The following is a 22,425-nucleotide window of genomic DNA, read 5'->3' as shown; positions in this document are numbered from 1 at the left end:
CCCTCCACAAGTTTGGAAAAGGAACCCCCGCTTCCATCTGATAGTCGCAATCCTTGGGGACGCGGCTAGAATCCCTGCCAATTCTGGGAGTTTCCGGCCGTATCGGCCGGTATCTGTATGGATCGCGAAGGGGAAGGCATGTCAGACGCCAGAGGCGCTTTTCATTCCAAAGGTCGCTGGTCGCGGATGGCGCTGCCCGCCATCCTGTGCGCCAGCCTGCTTGTCGGTTGCGGCGCCGAGCCGCCCGCCGAGGAACACGTCCGTGTGCTGGCGCAGACGGTGAAGATGGCCGAGTTCGCCTCGGCCACCTCGATCACCGGCGACATCCAGGCACGGGTACAGGCCGACCAGTCGTTCCGTGTCGGCGGCAAGATCGTCGAGCGCCTGGTCGATGTCGGCGACCACGTCGCGGCTGGCCAGGTGCTGGCGCGGCTCGACCCGCAGGACCAGCGCAGCAACGTGGAGAACGCCCAGGCGGCGGTCGCCGCGCAGCAGGCGCAGTCGAAGCTCGCCGACCTCAACTACCAGCGGCAGAAGGCGCTGCTGCCCAAGGGCTACACCAGCCAGAGCGAGTACGACCAGGCGCTGGCCTCGGTGCGCAGCGCGCAGAGTTCGCTGAAGGCCGCCCAGGCGCAGTTGGCCAACGCCCGCGACCTGCTTTCCTATACCGAGCTGCGTGCCTCCGACGCCGGGGTCATCACCGCCCGCCAGGCCGAGGTCGGCCAGGTGGTGCAGGCCACCGTGCCGATCTTCACCCTGGCCCGCGACGGCGAGCGCGACGCGGTGTTCAACGTCTACGAGTCGTTGTTCAGCCACGATGTCGACGGCCAGCGGATCACCGTCAGCCTGCTCGGCAAGCCGGAAGTCACCGCCAGCGGCAAGGTCCGCGAGATCACCCCGACGGTGGACGAGCGCAGCGGTACGCTGAAGGTCAAGGTCGGCCTCGACTCGGTGCCGGCGGAAATGAGCCTCGGCAGCGTGGTCAACGCCAGCGTCGCCGCGCCGGCCGCGCACAGCGTGGTGCTGCCCTGGTCGGCGCTGTCCAAGGTCGGCGAGCAGCCGGCGGTCTGGTTGCTCGATCAGGAAAGCAAGGTGCGCCTGCAACCGGTGCGGGTGGCACGCTACGCCAGCGAGAAGGTGGTCATCGACGGTGGCCTGGAGGCGGGCCAGACAGTGGTCACGGTGGGCGGCCAACTGCTCCATCCGGGCCAGGTGGTCGAGGTGGCCCAGCCGCCGCAGCCGACCCAGAGCACCGCCAGCCGCGACGCCGTGGGCGGAGGCCAGCCATGAAGCCGTTTTCCCTCGCCGGCCTGTTCGGCTTCGCCCTGCTCCTCTCCGGCTGCGGCGACGAGCCGCCGCCGGCACCGCCGCGGCCGGTGCTGACGGTGACCGTGAAGACCCTGAAGAACGACGACCTCGGTCGCTTCGCCGGGAGCATCCAGGCGCGCTACGAGAGCGTGCTCGGCTTCCGCACCAACGGACGGATCGCCTCGCGCCTGTTCGACGTCGGTGACTTCGTCGGCAAGGGCGCGCTGCTGGCAACCCTCGACCCCACCGACCAGCAGAACCAGTTGCGCGCCAGCCAGGGCGACCTGGCCAGCGCCGAGGCGCAGTTGATCGACGCCCAGGCCAATGCCCGGCGCCAGGAAGAACTGTTCGCCCGCAGCGTCACCGCCCAGGCGCGCCTGGACGATGCGCGGACCCGCCTGAAGACCAGCCAGGCCAGCTTCGACCAGGCCAAAGCGGCGGTGCAGCAGGCCAGGGACCAGCTTTCCTACACGCGCCTGGTGACCGATTTCGACGGCGTCATCACCACCTGGCACGCCGAGGCCGGGCAAGTGGTCAGCGCCGGCCAGGCGGTGGTCACCCTGGCCCGGCCCGAGGTGCGCGAGGCGGTCTTCGACCTGCCCACCGAGGTCGCCGAGAGCCTGCCGGCCGACGCGCGCTTCCTGGTCAGCGCCCAGCTCGACCCGCAGGCCAGGACCACCGGCAGCATCCGCGAGCTGGGTCCGCAGGCCGACGCCTCGACCCGCACCCGTCGCGTGCGCCTGAGCCTGGCGCAGACGCCGGAGGCGTTCCGCCTCGGCTCGACCATCCAGGTCCAGCTGAGCAGCGCCGGTAGCGTGCGCAGTGTGCTGCCGGCCAGCGTGCTGCTGGAGCGGGACGGCAAGACCCAGGTCTGGGTCGTCGATGGGAAACAGTCCAGCGTGGCCCTGCGCGAGGTACAGGTGCTCAGCCGCGACGAACGCCAGGTGGTGATCGGACAGGGCCTGGCCGACGGCGACCGGGTGGTCCGCGCCGGAGTCAACAGCCTCAAGCCCGGCCAGAAGATCAAACTCGACGAGGATGCGCGATGAAGGGCGGTTTCAACCTGTCGGACTGGGCCCTGCGCCACCAGTCCCTGGTCTGGTACCTGATGGCGGTATCGCTGGTGATGGGCGTGTTCTCCTACCTCAACCTGGGGCGCGAGGAGGATCCCTCGTTCGCCATCAAGACCATGGTCATCCAGACCCGCTGGCCGGGCGCCACGGTGGACGACACCCTGGAGCAGGTCACCGACCGCATCGAGAAGAAGCTCGAGGAGCTGGACTCGCTGGATTACGTGAAGAGCTACACGCGACCCGGCGAATCGACGGTCTTCGTCTACCTCAAGGACACCACCAAGGCCGGCGACATCCCGGATATCTGGTACCAGGTGCGCAAGAAGATCTCCGACATCCAGGGCGAATTCCCCCAAGGCATCCAGGGACCGGGTTTCAACGACGAGTTCGGCGACGTGTTCGGCAGCGTCTACGCCTTCACCGCCGACGGCCTGGACTTCCGCCAGCTGCGCGACTACGTGGAGAAGGTGCGCCTGGACATCCGCTCGGTGAAAGACCTGGGCAAGGTGCAGATGATCGGTGCGCAGAACGAGGTCATCTACCTCAACTTCTCCACCCGCAAGCTGGCCGCCCTCGGTCTCGACCAGCGCCAGGTCGTGCAGAGCCTGCAAGCGCAGAACGCGGTGACCCCGTCCGGCGTGGTCGAGGCCGGCCCCGAGCGCATCTCGGTGCGCACCTCCGGCAACTTCCGTTCGGAAAAGGACCTGCAGGCGGTCAACCTGCGGGTCAACGATCGTTTCTACCGGCTGTCCGACCTAGCCAGCATCAGCCGCGATTTCGTCGACCCGCCGACCTCGCTGTTCCGCTACAAGGGCGAGCCGGCCATCGGCCTGGCGGTGGCGATGAAGGAGGGCGGCAATATCCTCGAGTTCGGCGAGGCGCTCAATGCGCGCATGCAGGAGATCACCGGCGAACTGCCGGTCGGGGTCGGCGTGCACCAGGTGTCGAACCAGGCCCAGGTGGTGAAGAAGGCGGTCGGCGGTTTCACCCAGGCGCTGTTCGAGGCGGTGGTGATCGTCCTCATCGTCAGCTTCGTCAGCCTCGGCCTGCGCGCCGGGCTGGTGGTGGCCTGCTCGATCCCGCTGGTGCTGGCGATGGTCTTCGTGTTCATGGAATACACCGACATCACCATGCAGCGGGTTTCCCTCGGCGCGCTGATCATCGCCCTCGGCCTGCTGGTGGACGATGCCATGATCACCGTGGAGATGATGATCACGCGCCTCGAACTGGGCGACTCGCTGCACGACTCGGCGACCTACGCCTACACCTCGACGGCCTTCCCGATGCTCACCGGGACCCTGGTGACGGTGGCCGGCTTCGTGCCCATCGGGCTCAACGCCAGCTCCGCCGGCGAGTACACCTTCACCCTGTTCGCGGTGATCGCCGTGGCCCTGCTGCTGTCGTGGATCGTCGCGGTGCTGTTCGCCCCGGTGATCGCCGTGCACATCCTGCCGAAGACTCTCAAGCACAAGTCGGAGCAGAAGAAGGGGCGCATCGCCGAGCGTTTCGACAGCCTGCTGCACCTGGCGATGCGCCGGCGCTGGACGACCATCTTCCTCACCGCGCTGCTGTTCGGCGTGTCGCTGTTCCTGATGAAGTTCGTCCAGCACCAGTTCTTCCCGTCTTCCGACCGTCCGGAACTGCTGGTCGACCTCAACCTGCCGCAAAACAGCAGTATCCACGAGACCAGGGCGGTGATGGACCGCCTGGAAGCGACGCTGAAGGACGACGAGGACATCGACCACTGGAGCGCCTACGTCGGCGAAGGCGCGATCCGCTTCTACCTGCCGCTGGACCAGCAGTTGCAGAACAACTTCTATGGCCAACTGGTGATCGTCACCAAGGACTTGGAGGCCCGCGAGCGCGTCGCCGCGCGCCTGCGCGATCGCTTGCGCAAGGACTATGTCGGCATCAGCACCTACGTGCAGCCGCTGGAGATGGGGCCGCCGGTGGGACGGCCGATCCAGTACCGGGTCAGCGGACCGCAGATCGACAAGGTCCGCGAGTACGCCATGGGCCTGGCCGGCGTGCTCGACGGCAACCCGAACATCGGCGATATCGTCTACGACTGGAACGAGCCCGGGAAGATGCTCAAGATCGACATCGCCCAGGACAAGGCGCGCCAGCTCGGGCTGTCCTCCGAGGACGTGGCGCAGATCATGAACAGCGTGGTGACCGGCAGCGCGGTGACCCAGGTGCGCGACGACATCTACCTGGTGAACGTCATCGGCCGCGCCGAGGATAGCGAGCGCGGCTCGCTGGAGACCCTGGAGAGCCTGCAGATCGTCACGCCCAGCGGCACCTCGATCCCGCTCAAGGCGTTCGCCAAGGTCAGCTACGAGCTGGAGCAGCCGCTGGTGTGGCGCCGCGACCGCAAGCCGACGATCACGGTGAAGGCGTCGCTGCGCGGCGAGATCCAGCCCACCGACCTGGTCGCCAAGCTGGCGCCGGAGGTCAAGCGCTTCGCCGACGGCCTGCCGGCGAACTACCGGATCGAAGTGGGCGGTACGGTGGAGGAGAGCGGCAAGGCCGAGGGCCCGATCGCCAAGGTGGTGCCGCTGATGCTGTTCCTCATGGCGACCTTCCTGATGATCCAGTTGCAGAGCGTGCAGAAGCTGTTCCTGGTGGCCAGCGTCGCGCCGCTGGGGCTGATCGGCGTGGTCGCGGCGTTGCTGCCGACCGGCACGCCGATGGGCTTCGTGGCGATCCTCGGGATTCTCGCGCTGATCGGCATCATCATCCGCAACTCGGTGATCCTGGTGACCCAGATCGATGCCTTCGAGAAAGACGGCAAGACGCCCTGGGAAGCCGTGCTGGAAGCCACCCACCACCGCACCCGGCCGATCCTGCTGACGGCGGCGGCGGCCAGCCTGGGGATGATCCCCATCGCCCGCGAAGTGTTCTGGGGGCCGATGGCCTATGCGATGATCGGCGGCATCGTTGCCGCCACGCTGCTCACGCTGATCTTCCTGCCGGCGCTGTACGTCGCCTGGTACCGGATTCCGGAACCGGGACGCTGAGCGCGACGGAAGGGGAAGGGGGCGCCGCCGTAGCAGAGTCTGTGCGGGGGGAAGGAGAGCGGACGGTGGGTGGGCCATCCGCCCCGACGCCGGGCAGGGTATGCCCGGCGTTGCTACGGCGACGGCGGCCAGTATAGGCAGCCCGGCGCCAGGGAAAATCCGACCAATTTACGAATCTGTTTTGCAACCGAGGTAATAGTGGACACATTGCAAGGCATGCGCGTGTTTGCCAGGGTGGTGGACAGCGGCAGCTTCACTTCCGCCGCCCAGGCCCTGGACCTGTCCACCGCGCAGGTATCGCGGCTGATCTCCGACCTGGAGGCGCACCTGCAGACGCGCCTGCTGCACCGCACCACCCGGCGCCTGGCCCTGACCGAGGCCGGCGAGCGCTACCTGGAGCGGTGCCGCGGGATCCTCGAGGACATCGAGGTCGCCGAGGCCGAAGCCGCCGGCGCGCACATCCGCCCCTGCGGCCGCTTGCGCGTGCAGTCGCTGATGGGCATGGGCCAGCATCACCTGGTGCCGATGATCGCCCGCTACGGCGCACTGTTCCCCGACGTGGTGATCGAGCTGACCCTGTCCCAGCGCAACCCGGACATGCTCGAGGAAGGCCAGGACGTGCTGATCACCGGCGAGCGCCAGTTGCCCGACTCGGAGTTCGTCGCCCAGCGCCTGGGCAGCATCCACAGTGTGCTCTGCGCCAGTCCCGGCTACCTGCAACAGCACGGCGTGCCGCGCTCGGTGGACGACCTGGAGCGCCACGTCTGCCTGCGCCTGCAGGATCCGGCCTACCCGGAGGGCTGGATCTTCGCCGACGAGCAGGGCGAGCGCACCGTCAGCCCGCAGAACACCTTCATGGTCAATGTCGCCGAGGTCATGGCCCAGGCGGCCAAGGCCGACCTCGGCATCGCCCTGCTGCCCAGCTACGTGGCGGCCGCGGCGCTGCGCAACGGCGAGCTGCTACGGGTGTTGCCCGGCCATGCCATGCACGAGCGGACCATCTATGCGCTGTATCCCTCGCGGCGTTACCTGGACGCGAAGATCCGCACCTGGGTCGATCTGTTGCAACAGGAACTTCCCCAGGCATTCGCCCGCGACGAAACCACCATGCAAAGTTCAAGTTACTGGGCACAGTGAAGGATTGTTGTTATTGAGGTAATACTCTCTCGTCTGTTTGGCTATTTTTCCGAGCATGGCGGTTAACTAATATGGCGCCTGTCCCAAGTGAACAGGGTGTCATCGGAGACCCGCCATGAATCGCCAGATCCTTGCTGCCGCCATACTCAGTTTGTTTTCCCTCGCATTTTCCCAGGCCGGTTTCGCCGAAGAGTCCTCGCTGATGACCAACCGCATGGTCGACGCCAACCAGCAGGCCATCGAGCACCAGCAGGAACTTTCCGCCTCCGCCGCGCAGGCCGGGGCCCGCAGCGACTCCTGATCTAGCGCATGGCGCCAGCCGCGCCATGGCTTCCCCCGGGTACTCGGGAAGCGTGAGCCTGGGTACCCTGTCCTTGCGCCGCATATGATATGCGGCGTTTTTTTTGCCTTCCTGACCGTTCGGAGAATTCTTGCAGAATATGTAAAAGACTTTCGTTGGATATCGGGTTTTTCCGATAGTGGCAAAAAAATATAATCGCGCCAGCTCAATGGATAATTGTCGCTGGCTGTCGACGATATTCGTTCTGTCTTCATCGATCTCGCCATGCAAGAGCGGGACGTGGAAAGCCTAAAGCCCGATGAGTCGAAGAGACTTTCAATAGAAGAGTCCGACTGTGTTCCAACCGGTTTCCAGTGTCCGGAAATACACTGGCAAGACTTCCCGACGCCGAACTTTGATTGCTCCTATTCGACGTCTTCTCAAGGCCGCTGATACCAGCGGCCTTTTTTTTCGGGTTGCGCCCGGCTGGGCGCCCCATGGGAGCGATCGCCCGCGCGACGCCAGCAGAAGCGTCGCCGGGAACGACACCACAACACGCTTTCCGGCCTTGCCGGATTTCACCACGCTGTAAGAAGGAGCAACCGCAATGAGGAATCTGTTCGCCTTGACGCCGATGGCGCTGGCGCTGTGCACCGCGTCCGCCGCCTGGGCCGATGAGGGGGAAGCCAAAGAAGGCTTCATCGAAGGCTCCAGCCTCCAATTGCTGACCCGCAACTACTACTTCAACCATGACCGCCGGCACGCTTCCGGGCACGACAGCAAGGAATGGGCACAAGGCTTCATCGCCACCTTTCAGTCCGGCTACACGCCCGGCGTGGTCGGCTTCGGCGTCGACGCCTACGGCATGCTCGGGCTGAAGCTCGACGGCGGCGGCGGTACCGGCGGCACCAGCATCCTGCCGATCACCGCGCCGAGCAAGGAAGGCTACGAATCCGGCAAGGCGCCCGATGAGTTCTCCAGTGGCGGGGCGGCGCTGAAGATCCGCGCCTTCGACACCGAGCTGAAGCTGGGCGACCAGTTCCTCAGCAACCCGGTGGTCGCCGGCGGCGAGTCGCGCATGCTGCCGCAGACCTTCCGCGGCGTGAGCCTGACCAACAACAGTTTCGAGGACCTGACCCTCACGGCTGGCCAGGTCAGTTTCACCAAGTACTACAACCAGAGCGGCCACCGTCGCCTCGGCTCGTACTACGGCGAACTGCCGGGCGACCGCGACAGCCATCATCTCAGCTGGCTGGGCGGCACCTGGGGCGGTATCGAGGGCTTCACCAGCAGCCTGTACGCCGCCGAACTGCAGAACGTCTGGAAGCAGTACTACGCCGACGTCGACTACACCTACGAGATCGACGACAACTGGTCGCTGAACCCCGGCGCGCACTACTACAAGACCGTCGACAGCGGCGACTCGCTGCTCGGCCGGATCGACAACAACACCTACAGCCTGCATTTCGCGGTCGGCTACAAGCAACACACCGTCACCGCGGTGCTGCAGAAGGTCAACGGCAACACGCCGTTCGACTACATCAACCAGGGCGACAGCATCTTCCTCGACAACTCGCAGCAGTATTCCGACTTCAACGGTCCCAACGAGAAGTCCTGGAAGCTGCAATACGACTACGACTTCGTCGCCCTCGGCCTGCCCGGCCTGAGCGCCTCGGCCTCGTACTCGCGCGGCAAGCTGGACCTGACCCGGGTCGATCCGGACAGCCCCGGCTACGGCGGCTGGTACAGCGCCGACGGCAAGAACGCCAAGCACTGGGAACGCGACCTCGACCTGCAGTACGTGGTCCAGGGCGGTCCGGCCAAGGACCTCTCGCTGCGCCTGCGCTGGGCCACCCACCGCGGCACCGGCGGCTACAGCGCGGTGGACAACGACATCGACGAATACCGGGTGATCGTCGACTACCCCATCGACGTGTTCTGAGCCCCGCGCGCTGGGCCCTTCGCCGGGCTCAGCGCTGGCGGAACAGTTCGCCGGGAGTGAAGCCGAAGAGTCCCTTGAAGGCGGCGATGTAGGCCGAGGTCGAGTCGTAGCCGCTGTCCAGGGCGGCGCCGGTGACGCTGTCGCCGGCCTCCAGCGCGTTGAGCGAGGCGAGCAGGCGCTGGCGTTGGCGCCAGAGCCGGTAGTTCATCCCGGTCTCGCGCTGGAACAGGCGCGACAGGGTCTTTTCCGAGGTGCCCAGGCGCTGCGCCCAGTCGCCCATGGTCAGGCTCTGGGTCGGTTCGTCGATCAGTGCCTGGCACAGCCGCAGCAGGCGCGGCTCGCGCGGCATCGGCAGGGAGAAGGCGACCTCCGGCAGCAGGCGTAGCTGGTCCAGCAGCACCTGCACCAGCCGCGATTCGGCGCTGTCGCCCTCCGGGTAGTCCACCGGCAACTCGCAGAAACTCTTGATCAGCTCGCGCGCCAGCGGCGTCACCTCCAGCACCCGGCAACGCGTCGGCGCCCAGGCGCAGGCGTCGCCACGGATGTACAGGCTGCGCATCTCGGCGCGGGTGGAGGTGACCACCTCGTGTTCCAGTTGCGCCGGAATCCAGATCGCCCGCTGCGGCGGGGCGAAGAAGCTGCCCTCGGCGGTATGCACGCCGAGCACGCCGCTGATGGCGTAGGAAAGCTGCACCCAGGCGTGCCGGTGGCGCGAGGTCCAGGAGCCGGCGCGCAGGCTTTCGGCGCGCGCGTAGACCGGCCGTGGCAGGCGGGCGAGGGTGGGAATCGGGCGGTGCAGTTCCGCAGGCTGTCCGTTCATCGTCATGACTTGGCGTCGTGTCGCTAGTCGGCAGAGTCTGGCAGGGCTAACCTGCCGCCTCAAGTTTCCCGGAGCCCACGCCGATGCTCGACTTCTCCGCCCACGCGCTTCCCTACGCCTCGCAACGTTCGCCGGTCCATGCCCGCCGCGGCATGGTCGCCACCTCGCAGCCGCAGGCGGCGCAGGTCGGGTTGGAGATATTGCGCCGTGGCGGCAACGCCATCGACGCGGCGATCGCCACCGCCGCCGCGCTGACGGTGGTCGAGCCGACCGGCTGCGGGATCGGCGGCGACGCCTTCGCCCTGGTCTGGACCCGCGGCCGCCTGCACGGCCTGGACGCCAGCGGGCGCGCGCCGGGCCTGCTCGATCGCGAGCGGGTGCGCGCCGCCGGCCACGAGCGGATGCCGCTGTACGGCTGGACGCCGGTCACCGTGCCGGGCTGTCCGGCGGCCTGGGCCGAACTGTCGCGGCGCTTCGGCAAATTGCCGTTCGAACAACTGCTGCGGCCGGCGATCGAGCTGGCCCGCGATGGCTTCCCGGTCTCGCCGGTGATCGCCCGCCTGTGGCAAAGCGGCCTGGACAAGTTCCGCGCGGCGTTGCCGCAGCGGCCCGAGCTGCGGGCCTGGTTCGACGAGTTCCTCATCGACGGCCGGGCGCCGCGCGCCGGCGAGGTGTTCCGCCAGCCGGGCCAGGCCGACACCCTGGACGAGCTGGCGCGCAGCCAGTGCGAAAGCTTCTATCGCGGCGAGCTGGCCAGGACCATCGTCGGCCACGCCGAGCGCAGCGGCGGCTACCTGCGCGCGGAGGACCTGGCCGGCTACCAGGCGAAGTGGGTCGAACCGATCTCGCTGAACTACCGTGGCTATGACGTCTGGGAGATTCCGCCGAGCGGCCAGGGCCTGATCGCCCTGATGACCCTGAACATCCTCAAGGGCTTCGAATTCGGCGAGCGCGACTGCGCGCGGACCTGGCATCGCCAACTGGAGGCGATGAAGCTGGCGTACGTCGACGGGCTGCACTACATCAGCCAGCCGCAGTCGATGCGGGTCTCGGTCGAGGAACTGCTGCACGTGGACTACGCCGCCAGCCGCCGCGCGCTGATCGGTGAGCGCGCGCTCGATCCCAGCCCCGGCCAGCCGAAGCCGGGCGGTACGGTGTACCTGGCCTGTGGCGACGAGGAGGGCAACCTGGTCTCGTTCATCCAGAGCAACTACCACGGCTTCGGCTCCGGCGTGGTGGTGCCTGGCACCGGCATCGCCTTGCAGAACCGCGGCGCCGAGTTCAGCCTCGATCCGGACCACGTGAATTGCCTGGAGCCGGGCAAGCAGACCTTCCACACCATCATTCCCGGTTTCCTCAGCAAGGACGGCGTGCCGCTCGGCCCGTTCGGCGTGATGGGCGCCTATATGCAGCCGCAGGGCCACGTGCAGATGGTGATGAACCTGGTGGACTTCGGCCTCAACCCCCAGGCCGCCCTCGACGCGCCGCGCTGGCAGTGGCTGGGCGGGCTGCGCGTCGGCATCGAACATGCCGCGCCGCGCGCGCTGGCGGCGGAGCTGGCGCAGCGTGGGCACCAGGTGGAGATCGCCTACGACTCGACCAGCTACGGGCGCGGCCAGATCGTCCTGCGCGACCCGGCCAGCGGCGTGCTCTGTGGCGGCACCGAGCCGCGCACCGATTCGCAGATCGCGGTGTGGTGAGGGGACCCATGTGGGTGAGGCGGGGAGACCTGTCCGGCGGATAATGCCCAAGGCGTATCCGCCCTGCGGATGGCGAAGCAAGAAGTCCCGGCAGGCATAGGCTGCCAGGCGACCCGTACTCGAGCGCGCTCCGCTACGCGACATCGAGAGCGCTTTCTGGATGTCATGCCACCGGAGTCTCCCAGGCCCTGGCGAATTTACGTCCGGGCGTCCTGAAACCCGACGAAAAACCCCATTCGGGGATGAATTCCGCCCGCCGTCTCTGGCATCATCCGCGCCGCTTCTCGCCCGAACGCCGGGGCGGTGATGTGTAGAAATACCACGCAGTGTTTTGTGTACAAAATCCTACTGATTCTTTTTGTCACAAAACGCTTTTGTGTATCCAGTTTTCTTCGCGCTGCCATCCCAAAGTCGAGCACGCCCCTCCCGACCATGCACCAGCGCAAGGCAGAAACTGTCCTTGGGGTCAGGTTTTTGCCGTCGTAGAGAGGTTGGAGGCATTTCGCCGCCTTTGTCCAGAACACTGAAAAAACAGGCGTTCCCTTCGCCGTTGGAAACCCGGCGAAGCGCCCGCGCCGTCTTGGCTTCGTTCTTGCTATCCATGGCGAGGCCTGACCGCTCGGACAGGTTCGCCCACTAGAAAAAAAGCTATTCACTCCAGGAGCGTTTCAATGAGCCGCACACTCGCCACCGTGATGCTAGCCGGGGGGCTGCTGGCCGCAGGCCAGGCTGTCGCCGAAGACCATGACATGACGCCGACCCACGAGACCGACTCGGGGCCGCTGCTCTGGCACAACGAGAGCCTGACCTACCTCTACGGCAAGAACTTCAAGATCAACCCGCCGATCCAGCAGACCTTCACCCTGGAACATGCCAGCGGCTGGACCTGGGGCGACCTGTTCATCTTCTTCGACCAGATCAACTACAACGGCAAGGAAGACGCCAGCAACGGCAAGAACACCTACTACGGCGAGATCACTCCGCGCCTGAGCTTCGGCAAGCTCACCGGAGCGGACCTCTCCTTCGGCCCGGTGAAGGACGTGCTGCTGGCCGGCACTTACGAGTTCGGCGAAGGCGACACCGAGGCCTACCTGCTCGGCCCGGGCTTCGACCTGGCGATCCCCGGCTTCGACTACTTCCAGCTCAACTTCTACTACCGCAAGCCCGACGGCAACCGCGTGCGCGCCGGCGCCTGGCAGATCACCCCGGTGTGGTCCTACACCATTCCGGTGGGCAACTCCGACATCCTCATCGACGGCTACATGGACTGGGTGATCAACAACAAGAGCGCCAGCACCAGCCGCCGCAACCAGAGCGACTACCACGCCAACCTGCACTTCAACCCACAGGTCAAGTACGACCTGGGCAAGGCCCTCGGCTACGAGCCTAAGCACCTGTACGTGGGCCTGGAGTACGACTACTGGTCCGACAAGTACGGTGTGAAGGACTCGCAGTACTTCACCACCGACCAGAACACCGCCAGCTTCCTGGTCAAGTACCACTTCTGAGTCCGTCGCGCGGGGCTGCCGGCCCGGCCCCGCCAGCGCGCCCCGTCATTGCGCGCCGTGCTTCGGCACGGTGCGCGACGGTCGCCTTCGTCGTCCTTGCGTTTGCCTCCCGTTGTTCGCTCGACCCACGCCGGGCGCGCCCTGCAGCCTGAGCGGCAGGAATAAGCTGATCACCTGGACAGCTTTTTGCAGAAGCCGTGCATCCTCCTCCTGTCCGAGGAGCGCCACTTGAGACGGCCCGATGCATAGCGAAGACCAACGCCCCAACGACCTCATCTACGGCCTCGACGACCGGCCGCGCCCGCTTCCCGCCTTCCTTGCCGCGCTACAGCACGTGCTGGCCAGCTTCGTCGGCATCGTCACTCCGCCGCTGGTGATCGGCTCGCTGCTCGGCCTCGGCGAGCACCTGCCGTACCTGATCAGCATGGCGCTGATGGTTTCCGGCGCCGGCACCCTGATCCAGGCGCGCCGGCCGTTCGGCATCGGCGCCGGGATGATCTGCCTGCAAGGCACCAGCTTCGCCTTCCTCGGCGCCGTGCTGGCCGCCGGGATGCTGGTGAAGCAGCGCGGCGGCGGTCCCGAGGAGATCCTCGCGATGATCTTCGGCGTGTGCTTCTTCGGCGCCTTCGTGCAGATCGTCCTCAGTCGGTTCCTCGGCCATCTTCGCCGGGTGATCACGCCGCTGGTCACCGGCATCGTCATCACCCTGATCGGCGTCAGCCTGATCAAGGTCGGCATCACCGACCTCGGCGGCGGAGCCGGGGCCACGGACTTCGGCGCACCGGCCAATCTCGCGCTGGGCGCGCTGGTGCTGCTGAGCATCGTCCTGCTGAACCGCTCGCGCCTGCCCTGGCTGCGCCTGGCCGCCATCGTCATCGGCCTGGCGCTGGGTACCCTGGCGGCCTGGGCGACCGGCCTGTTCGTTCCGCGGGCGTTGCCCGAGCTGCCGCTGGTCAGCCTGCCGCAGCCGTTCCGCTTCGGCTTCGCCTTCGACTGGATGGCCTTCCTGCCGGTGGCGCTGATCTACCTGATCAGCAGCATCGAGACGGTCGGCGACCTGACCGCCAACTGCATGCTCTCGCGGCAGCCCCTGGAGGGGCCGGCGTATCTGCAGCGGTTGCGCGGCGGAGTGCTCGGCGACGGCGTCAGTTGCCTGCTGGCAGCCACCTTCAGCGCCTTCCCGAACACCACCTTCGCGCAGAACAACGGGGTGATCCAGCTCACCGGGGTGGCCAGCCGGCACGTCGGGATCTATATCGGCGGCGTGTTGCTGGCGCTCGGCCTGTTCCCCTGGATCGGCGCGATCCTCCAGCAGATCCCCAAGCCGGTGCTCGGCGGCGCCACCCTGGTGATGTTCGGCAGCGTCGCCGCCGCCGGCATCCGCATTCTCGGCCAGACCGCGATGGACCGCCGCAGCGTGCTGATCATCGCCGCCTCGTTCGGCGTCGGCCTCGGCGTGGCCGCGCAGCCGACCCTGCTCGACCAGATGCCGGCGGTGGTGAAGACCCTGTTCGACTCGGCGATCACCAGCGGCGGCATCACCGCCATCCTGCTCAACCTGCTGCTGCCCGAGGAGCGCGTTGCCGAAGCGGCGCAGGCCAGCGCGAAGGGCGGCGCCCTGGCGCGCTGGCGCAAGCCGCTGGGTTGATACGGGCGTTTGCAAATTTTTCCGCGCCTGGCTTGTGTCCCGCGGCCGGGCTGGGGTATCAACGCGGGGATCACGCCGATGGAAACCTGCGCATGACCCTGACAGTGCCCGCCCACGACCCGGCCGCCCGCGACAAGCCGGCCGGGCGCATCCGCCAGAAGAACGAGGAGGCGATCCTCGCCGCGGCCGAGGAGGAGTTCGCCCGCCACGGCTTCAAGGGCACCAGCATGAACACCATCGCGCAGAACGTTGGCCTGCCCAAGGCCAACCTGCACTACTACTTCGGCAACAAGCTGGGCCTCTACACGGCGGTGCTGAGCAACATCCTCGAACTCTGGGACAGTACCTTCAACACCCTCTGCGTCGACGACGATCCGGCCGAGGCGCTGGCCCGCTACATCCGCGCCAAGATGGAGTTCTCCCGCCGCTACCCGCTGGCCTCGCGGATCTTCGCCATGGAGATCATCAGCGGCGGCGAGTGCCTCACCGCGCATTTCAACCAGGACTACCGCAGCTGGTTCCGCGGCCGCGCCGCGGTATTCGAGGCCTGGATCGCCGCCGGCCGGATGGACCCGGTGGATCCCGTGCACCTGATCTTCCTGCTCTGGGGCAGCACCCAGCACTACGCCGACTTCGCCAGCCAGATCGGCTTGGTCACCGGCCGCAAGCGCATGTCCAGGCAGGACTTCGCCGCCGCCGCCGACAACCTGGTGCGGATCATCCTCAAGGGCTGCGGACTGACCCCGCCGGCGGCCTGAACGCGATGCCGAGCACCCTGCAAGGCCTCGCCGAATACCGCGAGGAAATCCGCAAGAGCCGCTTCCACACCATCGCCGCGCCGGTGGCCGACGAGGACGAGGCGCAGGCGTTCATCGCCGCCCACCGCGACGCTTCCGCCGGACACAACTGCTGGGCCTGGAAGTGCGGCGCGCAGTACCGCTTCAGCGACGACGGCGAACCCGGCGGCAGCGCCGGGCGGCCGATCCTGGCGGCCATCGAGGGACAGGACATGGACTGCGTGGTGGTGCTGGTCAGCCGCTGGTTCGGTGGCATCAAGCTCGGCACCGGCGGCCTCGCCCGCGCCTATGGCGGCGGCGCGGCCAAGTGCCTGCAGCAGGCGCCGCGCAGCGAGCTGGTCGAGCGCTGCCGGGTGCGCTTCGCCTGTGCCTTCGCCGACCACGCGCTGCTCAAGGCGCGCAGCCTGGCGCTGGGCGCCAGCGTGGCGGCGGAAGACTACGGCGCCGACGGCGTCGTCCTGACCCTGGAGTTGCCGGTGGCGCGCTTCGAGGCGCTTCAGGCGCTGCTGGTGGACCTCAGCCGAGGCCAGGTGCGGCCGCAGCGGCTGGACGCCTGAGGAGGCTCAGCGCGCTGGAGCCGGGCGGGAAGGGGCAGGAAGCGGCGGGAGCGCGGCGAACACGCATTTGTCGCGGCCGCTGCGCTTGGCGTCGAGCAGTGCGGCGTCGGCGCGATTGACGGTCTGCGAATAGGTTTCGCCGATGCGGTGTTCGGTGACGCCGACGCTGGCGGTGACGCTCAGCGCCTCGGTGCCGACGCGTACCGCCAGGGTCCGTACGCTGTCGCGCACCCGCTCGAGTACCGGGCCGGCGTCCTGCAGGCGGGTCTGCGGCAGCAGCAGGAGGAATTCCTCGCCGCCCCAGCGGCCGCAGAGGTCGTATTCGCGCAGCTCGGACTCCATGGCCCGGGCGATTTCCACCAGCACCCGGTCGCCGCTGTCGTGGCCCCAGGTATCGTTGACTTGCTTGAAGAAGTCCACGTCGAGCATCGCCAGCACGTAGCTCTGGCCGTGGCGCTGGGAGCGTTCGTTCTCCTCCCTGAGGCGCTCCAGCAGCATGCGTCGGTTGGGCAGGCCGGTCAGCGGGTCGCGGATCGAGGCTTCCTTCAGCGCCAGGTTGAGGTCGCGCATCATCTGCTGGTAGCGGTCGGAGATCCGCGCCACCTTTTCCAGGCGCCGCAGTTGCTTGTGGTAGCGCTCGGACAGCGACAGGTTCTGCTCCCGCGCCATCGACTGGAAACCGTCGGAGATCCGGGCGATGCGCTCCAGCCGCACCAGTTGCTCCAGCGATTGCTGGCGCAGGCGGGCCAGCGCCTGGTGCAGCGGATGCCCGTGGAACTGCGGATCGGCCAGCAGGCCGTCGATCCAGGCGTCCAGTTCGCGTTCGCGGCTCATCGTCGGCTACTCGTCGTGGGCCTGGATGGCGAAGGGGAAGCTGCAATCCTCGCGGAACTCCTCGGCCAGCTCGGCGACCCGTTCGTTGCGCCGGTCGTAGTGCCAGCGCAGGCTGACCGGGCGACCGCCCTGGTGGGCCTCTTCGAGCAGGTCGAGGATGTCCATCATGGCCTTGATCGAACTGGTGTTCAGGTACAGCAGGCGCAGGTCCAGTTCCAGCGGCCGCTGCCCGTCGGCGAGGAAGCGCTCGACCCAGTCGATCACCTGGCCGAACAGTTCATAGGAGTTTTCCGGGTAGGAATCGCCTTGCATGGACAGGCGTCCGGCCTGCCAGTCGCCCTGGATGGCGGGCGTGGACTGGGTGCCGGGTATGTGCAGGTCACTCATGATGGTGTTCTTCCTAAAACACGGGGTCAGATCACGGCGCGCAGGCTGAAGAAGGCGCGCCCGTCGGGCTGTTCCTTCAGCGATGCGGCCAGTGGTTCGCTGGACTTGCGGGCGATGTCCAGCAGGCCGAGACCGGCTCCGCTGGCGCAGCCGCTGTCGCGCGGGCGGCGTAGCTGCTCCTTGTAGGCGGCCTTGAGGGCGGCCTTGTCGAGGTTGGCGATGGCCTGGATGCTGCGCACCAGGCTCTGGCCGTCGTCGCGCTCCACCAGGTTGCCGGCGGACACCACGTAGTGGCCGTCCTCGTTGCGGGCGATGGCTACCGTGGCCGCCGCCTCGTGTTCGCCGTAGCCCTTGAGATTGGCGTAGTGGCGGATGTTCTGGGTCATCTCGATGTACACCGCGAAGACGTCCATCGCTTCGCTCGGCTTGGCCTGTTCGGCGTGCAGGTAGTTGCGCAGCGCGTGGCCTATCTCCTCGATCAGGCTGCGCGAGATCGGTCCGTTGAAGCAGAGCAGGATGCGTTGGCGGGTGTAGCTTTCACGCATGGCCAGCAGGTCTAGCGTTTCCATGGGTGCCCCTAGTCGAATCGGAAGGACAGGATGGTGATGTCGTCGCGTTGCGGGTGCTCGCCCTGGTACTCGGCGAGCGTCGCCACGAAGGCCTCGGCCTGCTCGGGGAGCGGCTGCCGCGCGTGGTCGCGGAGCATGTCGGCGAAGCGCCGGCTGCCGAAGCCGAAGCCGTGTTCGCCGCCGGCCTGGTCGAGGAAACCGTCGGTGCTCAGGTAGAAGGTCCAGCCCGGCGCCAGCGGTACCTCGATGTTGCGGTAGTCGCCACGGCGCTTGTCGCCGATCGCCCGGCGCGCGCCCTTGAGTTCCTGGACCTCCTCGCCGTCGCTGGCGTACAGCGAGATCTTCGCCCCGGCGAAGGCCAGCTGGCGGCGCCGGCGGTCGACCCAGACCAGCCCGGCATCCATGTTGGTGGCCAGCGCCTGGGGGATCTGCTCCTGGCTGAGCATGCTGCGCATCGCCTGGTCGGTCTCGCCGAGGATCGCCGCCGGGTCGCGGCTGCCCACCGCCTCGATGGCGTGGTCGATGGCGGCGCGGGCGAGCATGGTCATCAGCGCGCCGGGCACGCCGTGACCGGCGCAGTCGACCACGCCGATCAGGTAGCCGTCGGCCTGCTCGCGGTACACGTAGAAGTCGCCGCCGACCACGTCGCGCGGTTTCCACAGGATGAAGTGATGCTCGCCGAGGGTGGCGCTGAGCTGGCGGTCGGGGAGGATCGCGCGCTGGATCAGGCTGGCGTAGTCGAGGCTGTCGCCGATCTTCTTCTGCGCGGCGGCCATCTCGCGGTTGGCTTCCTCCAGCGCCTGGGTGCGCTCCTGGACCTTGTCTTCCAGCTCGGCGGTGTGCCGGCGGACTTGGTCGGCCATGCTGGCGAAGGCCTTCGACAGCGAGCCGATCTCGTCCTGGCGCGCCAGCGGCAGCGGCGTGTCGTAGCGCCCGGCGGCGATCGCCTTGGCCGAGCGCTTGAGGCTGCGCAGGGGGCGCAACAGCAGGCGCTCGACGGCATAGGCGAAGCCCAGCAGCAGGGCCACCAGCAACAGCAGGAACGTGCCCGCCAGCGGCCAAAGCCAGCGGTTGTCGAGGACCTGGGCGGCGTGCAGGTCGACGGCGGTGAGCACGTACCAGCGCAGTTGGGGAATGTAGGCCACGGCGAAGAGTTGCTGGCGGCCGTCGAGGCCGGCCCACAGGCAGTGCACCGAGCCGGCCTTGGCGCGGGCCAGGCGCATGGCCTCGCGCAGGGCGTCGCGCTGTTCCGGCTGGTCGAGCAGGTCGAACACCCGGTGGCGTTCGCTGGCGCCGCCGGCGGCGGAGCTGTAGGCGATCAGGCGGCGGTCCGGGTGGGCCTGGATGGCGCCGTCGTCGCCGACGATCATCGGCGTCACGCCCGGCTCGCGGGCGATGATGAAGTCGTCGAGGAAGCCGCTCAGGTCCAGGCCGCTGCCGGCCAGGCCGATGGGCCGGCCCTGGTCGCGGATCACCAGGTTGAACCAGACCTTGGTCAGGTTCAACTTGCTGTCGACATTGACGTTGATGTTGTAGGCGGCGCTGTTGCGCAGGGTATTGAAGTACCAGGCGTCTTCCGGGTCGCCGGCCTCCAGGGTGTAGCGCGGCCGTTCGCTGTAGGGTTGGCTGCCGTCGTTGAAGTAGTAGTGCTGGGAGCCGCTGGCGATGATGAAGTAGGCGTGGTCGCGGAAGTCGCCGCGGTAGCCCTCGGCCTCGCGGAAGAACAGCGCGCGGCGCGCCGGGTCGTCTTCCTTCAGCAGCCAGTCGCGGGTCACCACCGATTCGGCGAAACGGCGCGACAACGCCAGTTCGCGGGAGACCGGGGCGAGGATCTTCTGCCGGTGCAGCAGGGTGAAGTTCTTCGCGTAGGCCAGGCCGAAGTGCGTACGGATGTCGTCCATCGCGCGCCAGCCCAGCAGCACCGCCGGGACCAGTGCCAGGGCACAGGCCAGCAACAGCGCCACCACCGATTTGCCGCGCAACCCCCAGTTCGCCGCCATGGCTATCCCTATCAGTTTCTCGCCCGGCCCGCGGCCGAAATCATGGATCGAAAGCGTGTGTCGAACTTTTGGCGAAAGGGCCAATTGTGCAGATGTGCATTATTTCAGGCAACGTAATTTGGTTTTATTTCGCCATTAATTTGACGTCACAATGATGGCGAGCAGGCAAAGGCCCGTGGTTCGGGCCTGTCGTCGGCGGGGTCTCGGCGGGGGAGGTTGCGGGGGGCGGCGAAAAAGCGCAGCGGGCCGGCCAGGATCCCGCTCAGAGGCGGTTGCCGCTGCCGCGCCGGGCGGCTTGCTGGAGCAGCGCGGCGGCGATCCGTTCGAGCGGCAGCACGTCTTCCGCGGCGCCCAGTTCCACCGCTTCGCGGGGCATGCCGTAGACCACGCAGGTAGCCTCGTCCTGGGCCAGGGTGTAGCCGCCGGCCTGGCGGATCGCCAGGAGCCCGCGCGCGCCGTCCTTGCCCATGCCGGTGAGCAGGCCGGCGAGCAGGTTGCGCCCGGCGCAGCGAGCCAGCGACTCGAACATCACGTCCACTGCCGGGCGGTGGCCGTTGACCTGCGCCTGGCGGTTCAAACGCACCACGTAGTTGGCGCCGGAGCGCTGCACCTCCATGTGGTGGTCGCCCGGCGCGACCAGGGCGTGGCCGGGCAGTATGCGGTCGCCGTCGCGCGCTTCGCTGACGCTGAGCCGGGTCAGGCGATCCAGGCGCTCGGCGAAGCTGCGGGTGAAGCCGGGAGGCATGTGCTGGGTGATGACCACCCCGGGACTGTGCGCCGGCAGGCCGAGCAGCACTTCCTTGAGCGCCTCGGTGCCGCCGGTGGAGGCGCCGAGGGCGATGATCTTCTCGGTGCTGAGCAGCGGCGCTGCGCTTTCCGGCGGCGCCGGCGCGTCCGCCGCACGGCGGCGCAGGCGGGCGCGGGCGACGGTCTTGAGCTTGGCGCGGATTTCCTCGGCATAGGCCTGCATGCCTTCGGCGATGCCCAGCCGGGGCTTGGCGATGAAGTCCACCGCGCCCAGTTCCAGCGCGCGCAGGGTGGCTTCGGAGCCGCGCTCGGTGAGCGAGGAGATCATCAGCACCGGGGTCGGCCGCGCCTTCATCAGCTTGTCGAGGAAGGTCAGGCCGTCCATCCGCGGCATTTCCACGTCGAGGCTGATCACGTCCGGCGCGTACTGCTTGATCAGGTCGCGGGCGACGAAGGCGTCCGGCGCACAGCCGACCAGGCGCAGCTCCGGGTCGGCCTGGATGATCTCCTTGAGCAGGCTGCGGATCAGGGCGGAATCGTCGACGACCAGGACACTGATGGGCATGGCGGGCTCTCCCGGAGAGTCAGAACAGGTCGATGGGGCCGCCGTCCGCGTTGCGATCGATACGGCGGCGGTAGTCGCGTTCACGCTGCAGCACGGTGTCGTTCTTCAGCTCCACCAGGGACTTCACCAGGACCCGGCCATTGCGCGGGAAGAAGTAGATCTTGCGCGGGAAGGCCTCCAGCACGTCGCTGGCGAGCAGCGGGATACGCTCGGTGGCCAGGTAGTCGAGGGTGAACTCGACGTTGCGCTGGCCGATGGCGGCGCTGATCTGGCGCAGTACCGAGCCGCCGCCGAAGACCTTGGCCTGCAGGCGCTCGCGGTTGGCGCCGAGGGCCAGCATGCGGTTGATCAGCAGTTCCATGGCGTGGCTGCCGTAGCGCGCCGACGGCGAGGCCGGGTCGCCGCCGAGGCCGCGCTCGGGGAGCATGAAGTGGTTCATCCCGGCGATGCCGTTGAGCGGGTCGCGCAGGCACACCGAGACGCAGGAGCCGAGCACGGTGACGATCACCAGGTCTTCGCCGCTGGCGAAGTACTCGCCGGGCAACAGCTTCACCGCATCGCAGGCGAAGTACGGATCGTAGTAGCGGTTCAGCGGCGCGCCTTCCCGGGCCTGGAGATTCATCGCGATCAGGCCGGGCTGTAGACGGTCTGGCCGACGGGCCGCACCAGGTGGCTGGCGTGGACGAAGTTCTCCGAATGCCCGGCGAAGAACAGGCCCTCCGGCCGCAGCAGGGCCACCATGCGTTCCAGCAGGCGGGTCTGGGTCGGCTTGTCGAAGTAGATCATCACGTTGCGGCAGAAGATCGCGTCGAGTTCTCCGGCGATCGACCAGTCCGCTTCCAGCAGGTTGATCTGGCGGAACTCCACCAGTTGCCGCAGTTCCTCCACCACCCGCGCCTTGCCGGCGTTGGGCCCGGTGCCACGGAGGAAGAAGCGTTTCTTCAGCGGCGCCGGCATCTGCTCCAGGCGCTCCAGCGGATAGACGCCCAGGCGGGCGCAGTCGAGCACCCCGGTGTCGATGTCCGAGGCGACGATCTTCACCGGCGGATCGAAGCTGCCCAGCGCCTCCACCAGGGTGATGGCGATCGAATAGGGTTCCTCGCCGGTGCTCGCCGCCGCCGACCAGATGCGCAGCGGGCGATGCCGCTGCAACTGGCGGCGGGCGAGGTCGGCGAGCAGGGGGAAGTGGTGGCGTTCGCGGAAGAATGCGGTGAGGTTGGTGGTCAGCGCGTTGACGAACAACTGCTGCTCGCCCGGCTCGCGGTCGAGGTGGGTGAAATATTCGGCGAAGCTGCCGAGCCGCAGCAGGCGCAGGCGCCGCGAGAGGCGGCTATAGACCAGTTGCGCCTTGCTCTCGGCCAGGCTGATGCCGGTCAGCCGGTAGAGCCGCTCGCGTACTTGCTGGAAGTCCTCGCGGGTGTAGTGGAACTCCTGGTTGCCGAACACCGGCGAAGGCGTGGAGGTGGGCATTGGCGTCGGGTTTCCCTGGTCGACCCTAAGGGCTTGCCGCCCTCCGCCTGGCGGAGGCGCGGC

Annotated in this window: 20 protein-coding genes; 11 read left to right on the top strand and 9 right to left on the bottom strand. The window is 67.5% G+C overall.

Annotation, left to right across the window (positions count from 1 at the left end; all coding sequences use genetic code 11):
* Nucleotides 1-138: 138 nt before the first annotated feature.
* From triA to HMPREF2581_RS06955, 6 genes are all read left to right on the top strand, one after another.
* Nucleotides 139-1,290: a triclosan efflux RND transporter adaptor protein TriA gene (gene triA / locus HMPREF2581_RS06985; protein WP_003137041.1), complete on the top strand. Its 1,152-nt coding sequence runs from the start codon at nt 139-141 to the stop codon at nt 1,288-1,290.
* Nucleotides 1,287-2,357, top strand: a complete 1,071-nt coding sequence (triB, locus tag HMPREF2581_RS06980) for a triclosan efflux RND transporter adaptor protein TriB (RefSeq protein ID WP_003083872.1) — start codon at nt 1,287-1,289, stop codon at nt 2,355-2,357. Before triA ends, triB begins: the two co-directional genes overlap by 4 nt.
* Nucleotides 2,354-5,401 (top strand): triclosan efflux RND transporter permease subunit TriC, encoded by a 3,048-nt coding sequence (gene triC, locus HMPREF2581_RS06975; protein WP_003137043.1) that lies wholly within the window; start codon nt 2,354-2,356, stop codon nt 5,399-5,401. The genes triB and triC overlap by 4 nt, the downstream gene beginning before the upstream one ends.
* Nucleotides 5,402-5,599: 198 nt before the next feature.
* Nucleotides 5,600-6,538 (top strand): LysR family transcriptional regulator, encoded by a 939-nt coding sequence (locus tag HMPREF2581_RS06970; protein ID WP_003083876.1) that lies wholly within the window; start codon nt 5,600-5,602, stop codon nt 6,536-6,538.
* A 115-nt stretch (nt 6,539-6,653) separates the two neighbouring features.
* Nucleotides 6,654-6,839, top strand: coding sequence for a hypothetical protein (locus HMPREF2581_RS06965; protein ID WP_003083879.1), 186 nt, complete (start codon nt 6,654-6,656; stop codon nt 6,837-6,839).
* Nucleotides 6,840-7,425: 586 nt separating this feature from the next.
* The gene (locus tag HMPREF2581_RS06955; RefSeq protein ID WP_003112121.1) at nt 7,426-8,760 is read left to right on the top strand and encodes an OprD family porin; all 1,335 of its coding nucleotides are present in this window, start codon (nt 7,426-7,428) and stop codon (nt 8,758-8,760) included.
* Between the two features lie 28 nt (nt 8,761-8,788).
* Here the strand turns inward: HMPREF2581_RS06955 and HMPREF2581_RS06950 are convergent, their stop codons facing one another.
* On the bottom strand, nt 8,789-9,586 hold the full coding sequence (locus tag HMPREF2581_RS06950) for an AraC family transcriptional regulator (RefSeq protein ID WP_003083886.1): 798 nt from the start codon (nt 9,584-9,586) through the stop codon (nt 8,789-8,791).
* Nucleotides 9,587-9,663: 77 nt separating this feature from the next.
* On the opposite strand from HMPREF2581_RS06950, the gene HMPREF2581_RS06945 reads away from it, so the two are divergent.
* Nucleotides 9,664-11,280, top strand: a complete 1,617-nt coding sequence (locus HMPREF2581_RS06945) for a gamma-glutamyltransferase family protein (RefSeq protein WP_003137047.1) — start codon at nt 9,664-9,666, stop codon at nt 11,278-11,280.
* Nucleotides 11,281-11,625: 345 nt separating this feature from the next.
* On the opposite strand, the gene HMPREF2581_RS32885 is transcribed toward HMPREF2581_RS06945, so the two are convergent.
* Nucleotides 11,626-11,883, bottom strand: coding sequence for a hypothetical protein (locus tag HMPREF2581_RS32885; protein ID WP_123903201.1), 258 nt, complete (start codon nt 11,881-11,883; stop codon nt 11,626-11,628).
* Between the two features lie 68 nt (nt 11,884-11,951).
* Here HMPREF2581_RS32885 and HMPREF2581_RS06935 point away from each other — a divergent pair, with 68 nt between their 5' ends.
* From HMPREF2581_RS06935 to HMPREF2581_RS06920, 4 genes are all read left to right on the top strand, one after another.
* Nucleotides 11,952-12,788: an outer membrane protein OmpK gene (locus HMPREF2581_RS06935; RefSeq protein WP_003102209.1), complete on the top strand. Its 837-nt coding sequence runs from the start codon at nt 11,952-11,954 to the stop codon at nt 12,786-12,788.
* A 241-nt stretch (nt 12,789-13,029) separates the two neighbouring features.
* Nucleotides 13,030-14,436, top strand: a complete 1,407-nt coding sequence (locus HMPREF2581_RS06930; protein WP_003083900.1) for a uracil-xanthine permease family protein — start codon at nt 13,030-13,032, stop codon at nt 14,434-14,436.
* Nucleotides 14,437-14,528: 92 nt separating this feature from the next.
* On the top strand, nt 14,529-15,194 hold the full coding sequence (locus HMPREF2581_RS06925) for a TetR/AcrR family transcriptional regulator (RefSeq protein WP_003137048.1): 666 nt from the start codon (nt 14,529-14,531) through the stop codon (nt 15,192-15,194).
* A 5-nt stretch (nt 15,195-15,199) separates the two neighbouring features.
* Nucleotides 15,200-15,790: an IMPACT family protein gene (locus HMPREF2581_RS06920; RefSeq protein WP_003137049.1), complete on the top strand. Its 591-nt coding sequence runs from the start codon at nt 15,200-15,202 to the stop codon at nt 15,788-15,790.
* A gap of 6 nt (nt 15,791-15,796) precedes the next feature.
* On the opposite strand, the gene siaD is transcribed toward HMPREF2581_RS06920, so the two are convergent.
* The 7 genes from siaD to HMPREF2581_RS06885 form a co-directional block, all read right to left on the bottom strand.
* Nucleotides 15,797-16,624 (bottom strand): biofilm formation regulator diguanylate cyclase SiaD, encoded by an 828-nt coding sequence (gene siaD, locus HMPREF2581_RS06915; protein ID WP_003083910.1) that lies wholly within the window; start codon nt 16,622-16,624, stop codon nt 15,797-15,799.
* Between the two features lie 6 nt (nt 16,625-16,630).
* Entirely contained in the window at nt 16,631-17,011 is a 381-nt protein-coding gene (siaC, locus tag HMPREF2581_RS06910) for a biofilm formation regulator SiaD modulator protein SiaC (protein WP_003083913.1), read from the bottom strand.
* A 26-nt stretch (nt 17,012-17,037) separates the two neighbouring features.
* Nucleotides 17,038-17,580 (bottom strand): biofilm formation regulator kinase SiaB, encoded by a 543-nt coding sequence (siaB, locus tag HMPREF2581_RS06905; RefSeq protein WP_003083916.1) that lies wholly within the window; start codon nt 17,578-17,580, stop codon nt 17,038-17,040.
* An 8-nt stretch (nt 17,581-17,588) separates the two neighbouring features.
* Nucleotides 17,589-19,580, bottom strand: a complete 1,992-nt coding sequence (siaA, locus tag HMPREF2581_RS06900) for a biofilm regulation protein phosphatase SiaA (protein WP_003083920.1) — start codon at nt 19,578-19,580, stop codon at nt 17,589-17,591.
* A 262-nt stretch (nt 19,581-19,842) separates the two neighbouring features.
* On the bottom strand, nt 19,843-20,892 hold the full coding sequence (locus HMPREF2581_RS06895; protein ID WP_003137050.1) for a protein-glutamate methylesterase/protein-glutamine glutaminase: 1,050 nt from the start codon (nt 20,890-20,892) through the stop codon (nt 19,843-19,845).
* Nucleotides 20,893-20,911: 19 nt separating this feature from the next.
* Nucleotides 20,912-21,514, bottom strand: a complete 603-nt coding sequence (cheD, locus tag HMPREF2581_RS06890) for a chemoreceptor glutamine deamidase CheD (protein ID WP_003137051.1) — start codon at nt 21,512-21,514, stop codon at nt 20,912-20,914.
* Between the two features lie 5 nt (nt 21,515-21,519).
* The gene (locus HMPREF2581_RS06885; protein ID WP_003083930.1) at nt 21,520-22,362 is read right to left on the bottom strand and encodes a CheR family methyltransferase; all 843 of its coding nucleotides are present in this window, start codon (nt 22,360-22,362) and stop codon (nt 21,520-21,522) included.
* Between the last annotated feature and the right edge of the window lie 63 nt (nt 22,363-22,425).

The organism is Pseudomonas sp. HMSC057H01 (genome assembly GCF_001836405.1).
Classification (GTDB): domain Bacteria; phylum Pseudomonadota; class Gammaproteobacteria; order Pseudomonadales; family Pseudomonadaceae; genus Pseudomonas; species Pseudomonas aeruginosa.
This window is presented reverse-complemented; position numbering and strand designations above follow the sequence as displayed.

Bases quoted from the DNA above. Each gene is read 5' to 3' on its own strand.
- triA (WP_003137041.1), top strand. From the start codon at position 139: ATGTCAGACGCCAGAGGCGCTTTTCATTCCAAAGGTCGCTGGTCGCGG.
- triB (WP_003083872.1), top strand. From the start codon at position 1,287: ATGAAGCCGTTTTCCCTCGCCGGCCTGTTCGGCTTCGCCCTGCTCCTC.
- triC (WP_003137043.1), top strand. From the start codon at position 2,354: ATGAAGGGCGGTTTCAACCTGTCGGACTGGGCCCTGCGCCACCAGTCC.
- HMPREF2581_RS06965 (WP_003083879.1), top strand. From the start codon at position 6,654: ATGAATCGCCAGATCCTTGCTGCCGCCATACTCAGTTTGTTTTCCCTC.
- HMPREF2581_RS06955 (WP_003112121.1), top strand. From the start codon at position 7,426: ATGAGGAATCTGTTCGCCTTGACGCCGATGGCGCTGGCGCTGTGCACC.
- HMPREF2581_RS06950 (WP_003083886.1), bottom strand. From the start codon at position 9,586: ATGACGATGAACGGACAGCCTGCGGAACTGCACCGCCCGATTCCCACC.
- HMPREF2581_RS06945 (WP_003137047.1), top strand. From the start codon at position 9,664: ATGCTCGACTTCTCCGCCCACGCGCTTCCCTACGCCTCGCAACGTTCG.
- HMPREF2581_RS32885 (WP_123903201.1), bottom strand. From the start codon at position 11,883: ATGGATAGCAAGAACGAAGCCAAGACGGCGCGGGCGCTTCGCCGGGTT.
- HMPREF2581_RS06935 (WP_003102209.1), top strand. From the start codon at position 11,952: ATGAGCCGCACACTCGCCACCGTGATGCTAGCCGGGGGGCTGCTGGCC.
- HMPREF2581_RS06930 (WP_003083900.1), top strand. From the start codon at position 13,030: ATGCATAGCGAAGACCAACGCCCCAACGACCTCATCTACGGCCTCGAC.
- HMPREF2581_RS06925 (WP_003137048.1), top strand. From the start codon at position 14,529: ATGACCCTGACAGTGCCCGCCCACGACCCGGCCGCCCGCGACAAGCCG.
- HMPREF2581_RS06920 (WP_003137049.1), top strand. From the start codon at position 15,200: ATGCCGAGCACCCTGCAAGGCCTCGCCGAATACCGCGAGGAAATCCGC.
- siaD (WP_003083910.1), bottom strand. From the start codon at position 16,624: ATGAGCCGCGAACGCGAACTGGACGCCTGGATCGACGGCCTGCTGGCC.
- siaC (WP_003083913.1), bottom strand. From the start codon at position 17,011: ATGAGTGACCTGCACATACCCGGCACCCAGTCCACGCCCGCCATCCAG.
- siaB (WP_003083916.1), bottom strand. From the start codon at position 17,580: ATGGAAACGCTAGACCTGCTGGCCATGCGTGAAAGCTACACCCGCCAA.
- siaA (WP_003083920.1), bottom strand. From the start codon at position 19,580: ATGGCGGCGAACTGGGGGTTGCGCGGCAAATCGGTGGTGGCGCTGTTG.
- HMPREF2581_RS06895 (WP_003137050.1), bottom strand. From the start codon at position 20,892: ATGCCCATCAGTGTCCTGGTCGTCGACGATTCCGCCCTGATCCGCAGC.
- cheD (WP_003137051.1), bottom strand. From the start codon at position 21,514: ATGAATCTCCAGGCCCGGGAAGGCGCGCCGCTGAACCGCTACTACGAT.
- HMPREF2581_RS06885 (WP_003083930.1), bottom strand. From the start codon at position 22,362: ATGCCCACCTCCACGCCTTCGCCGGTGTTCGGCAACCAGGAGTTCCAC.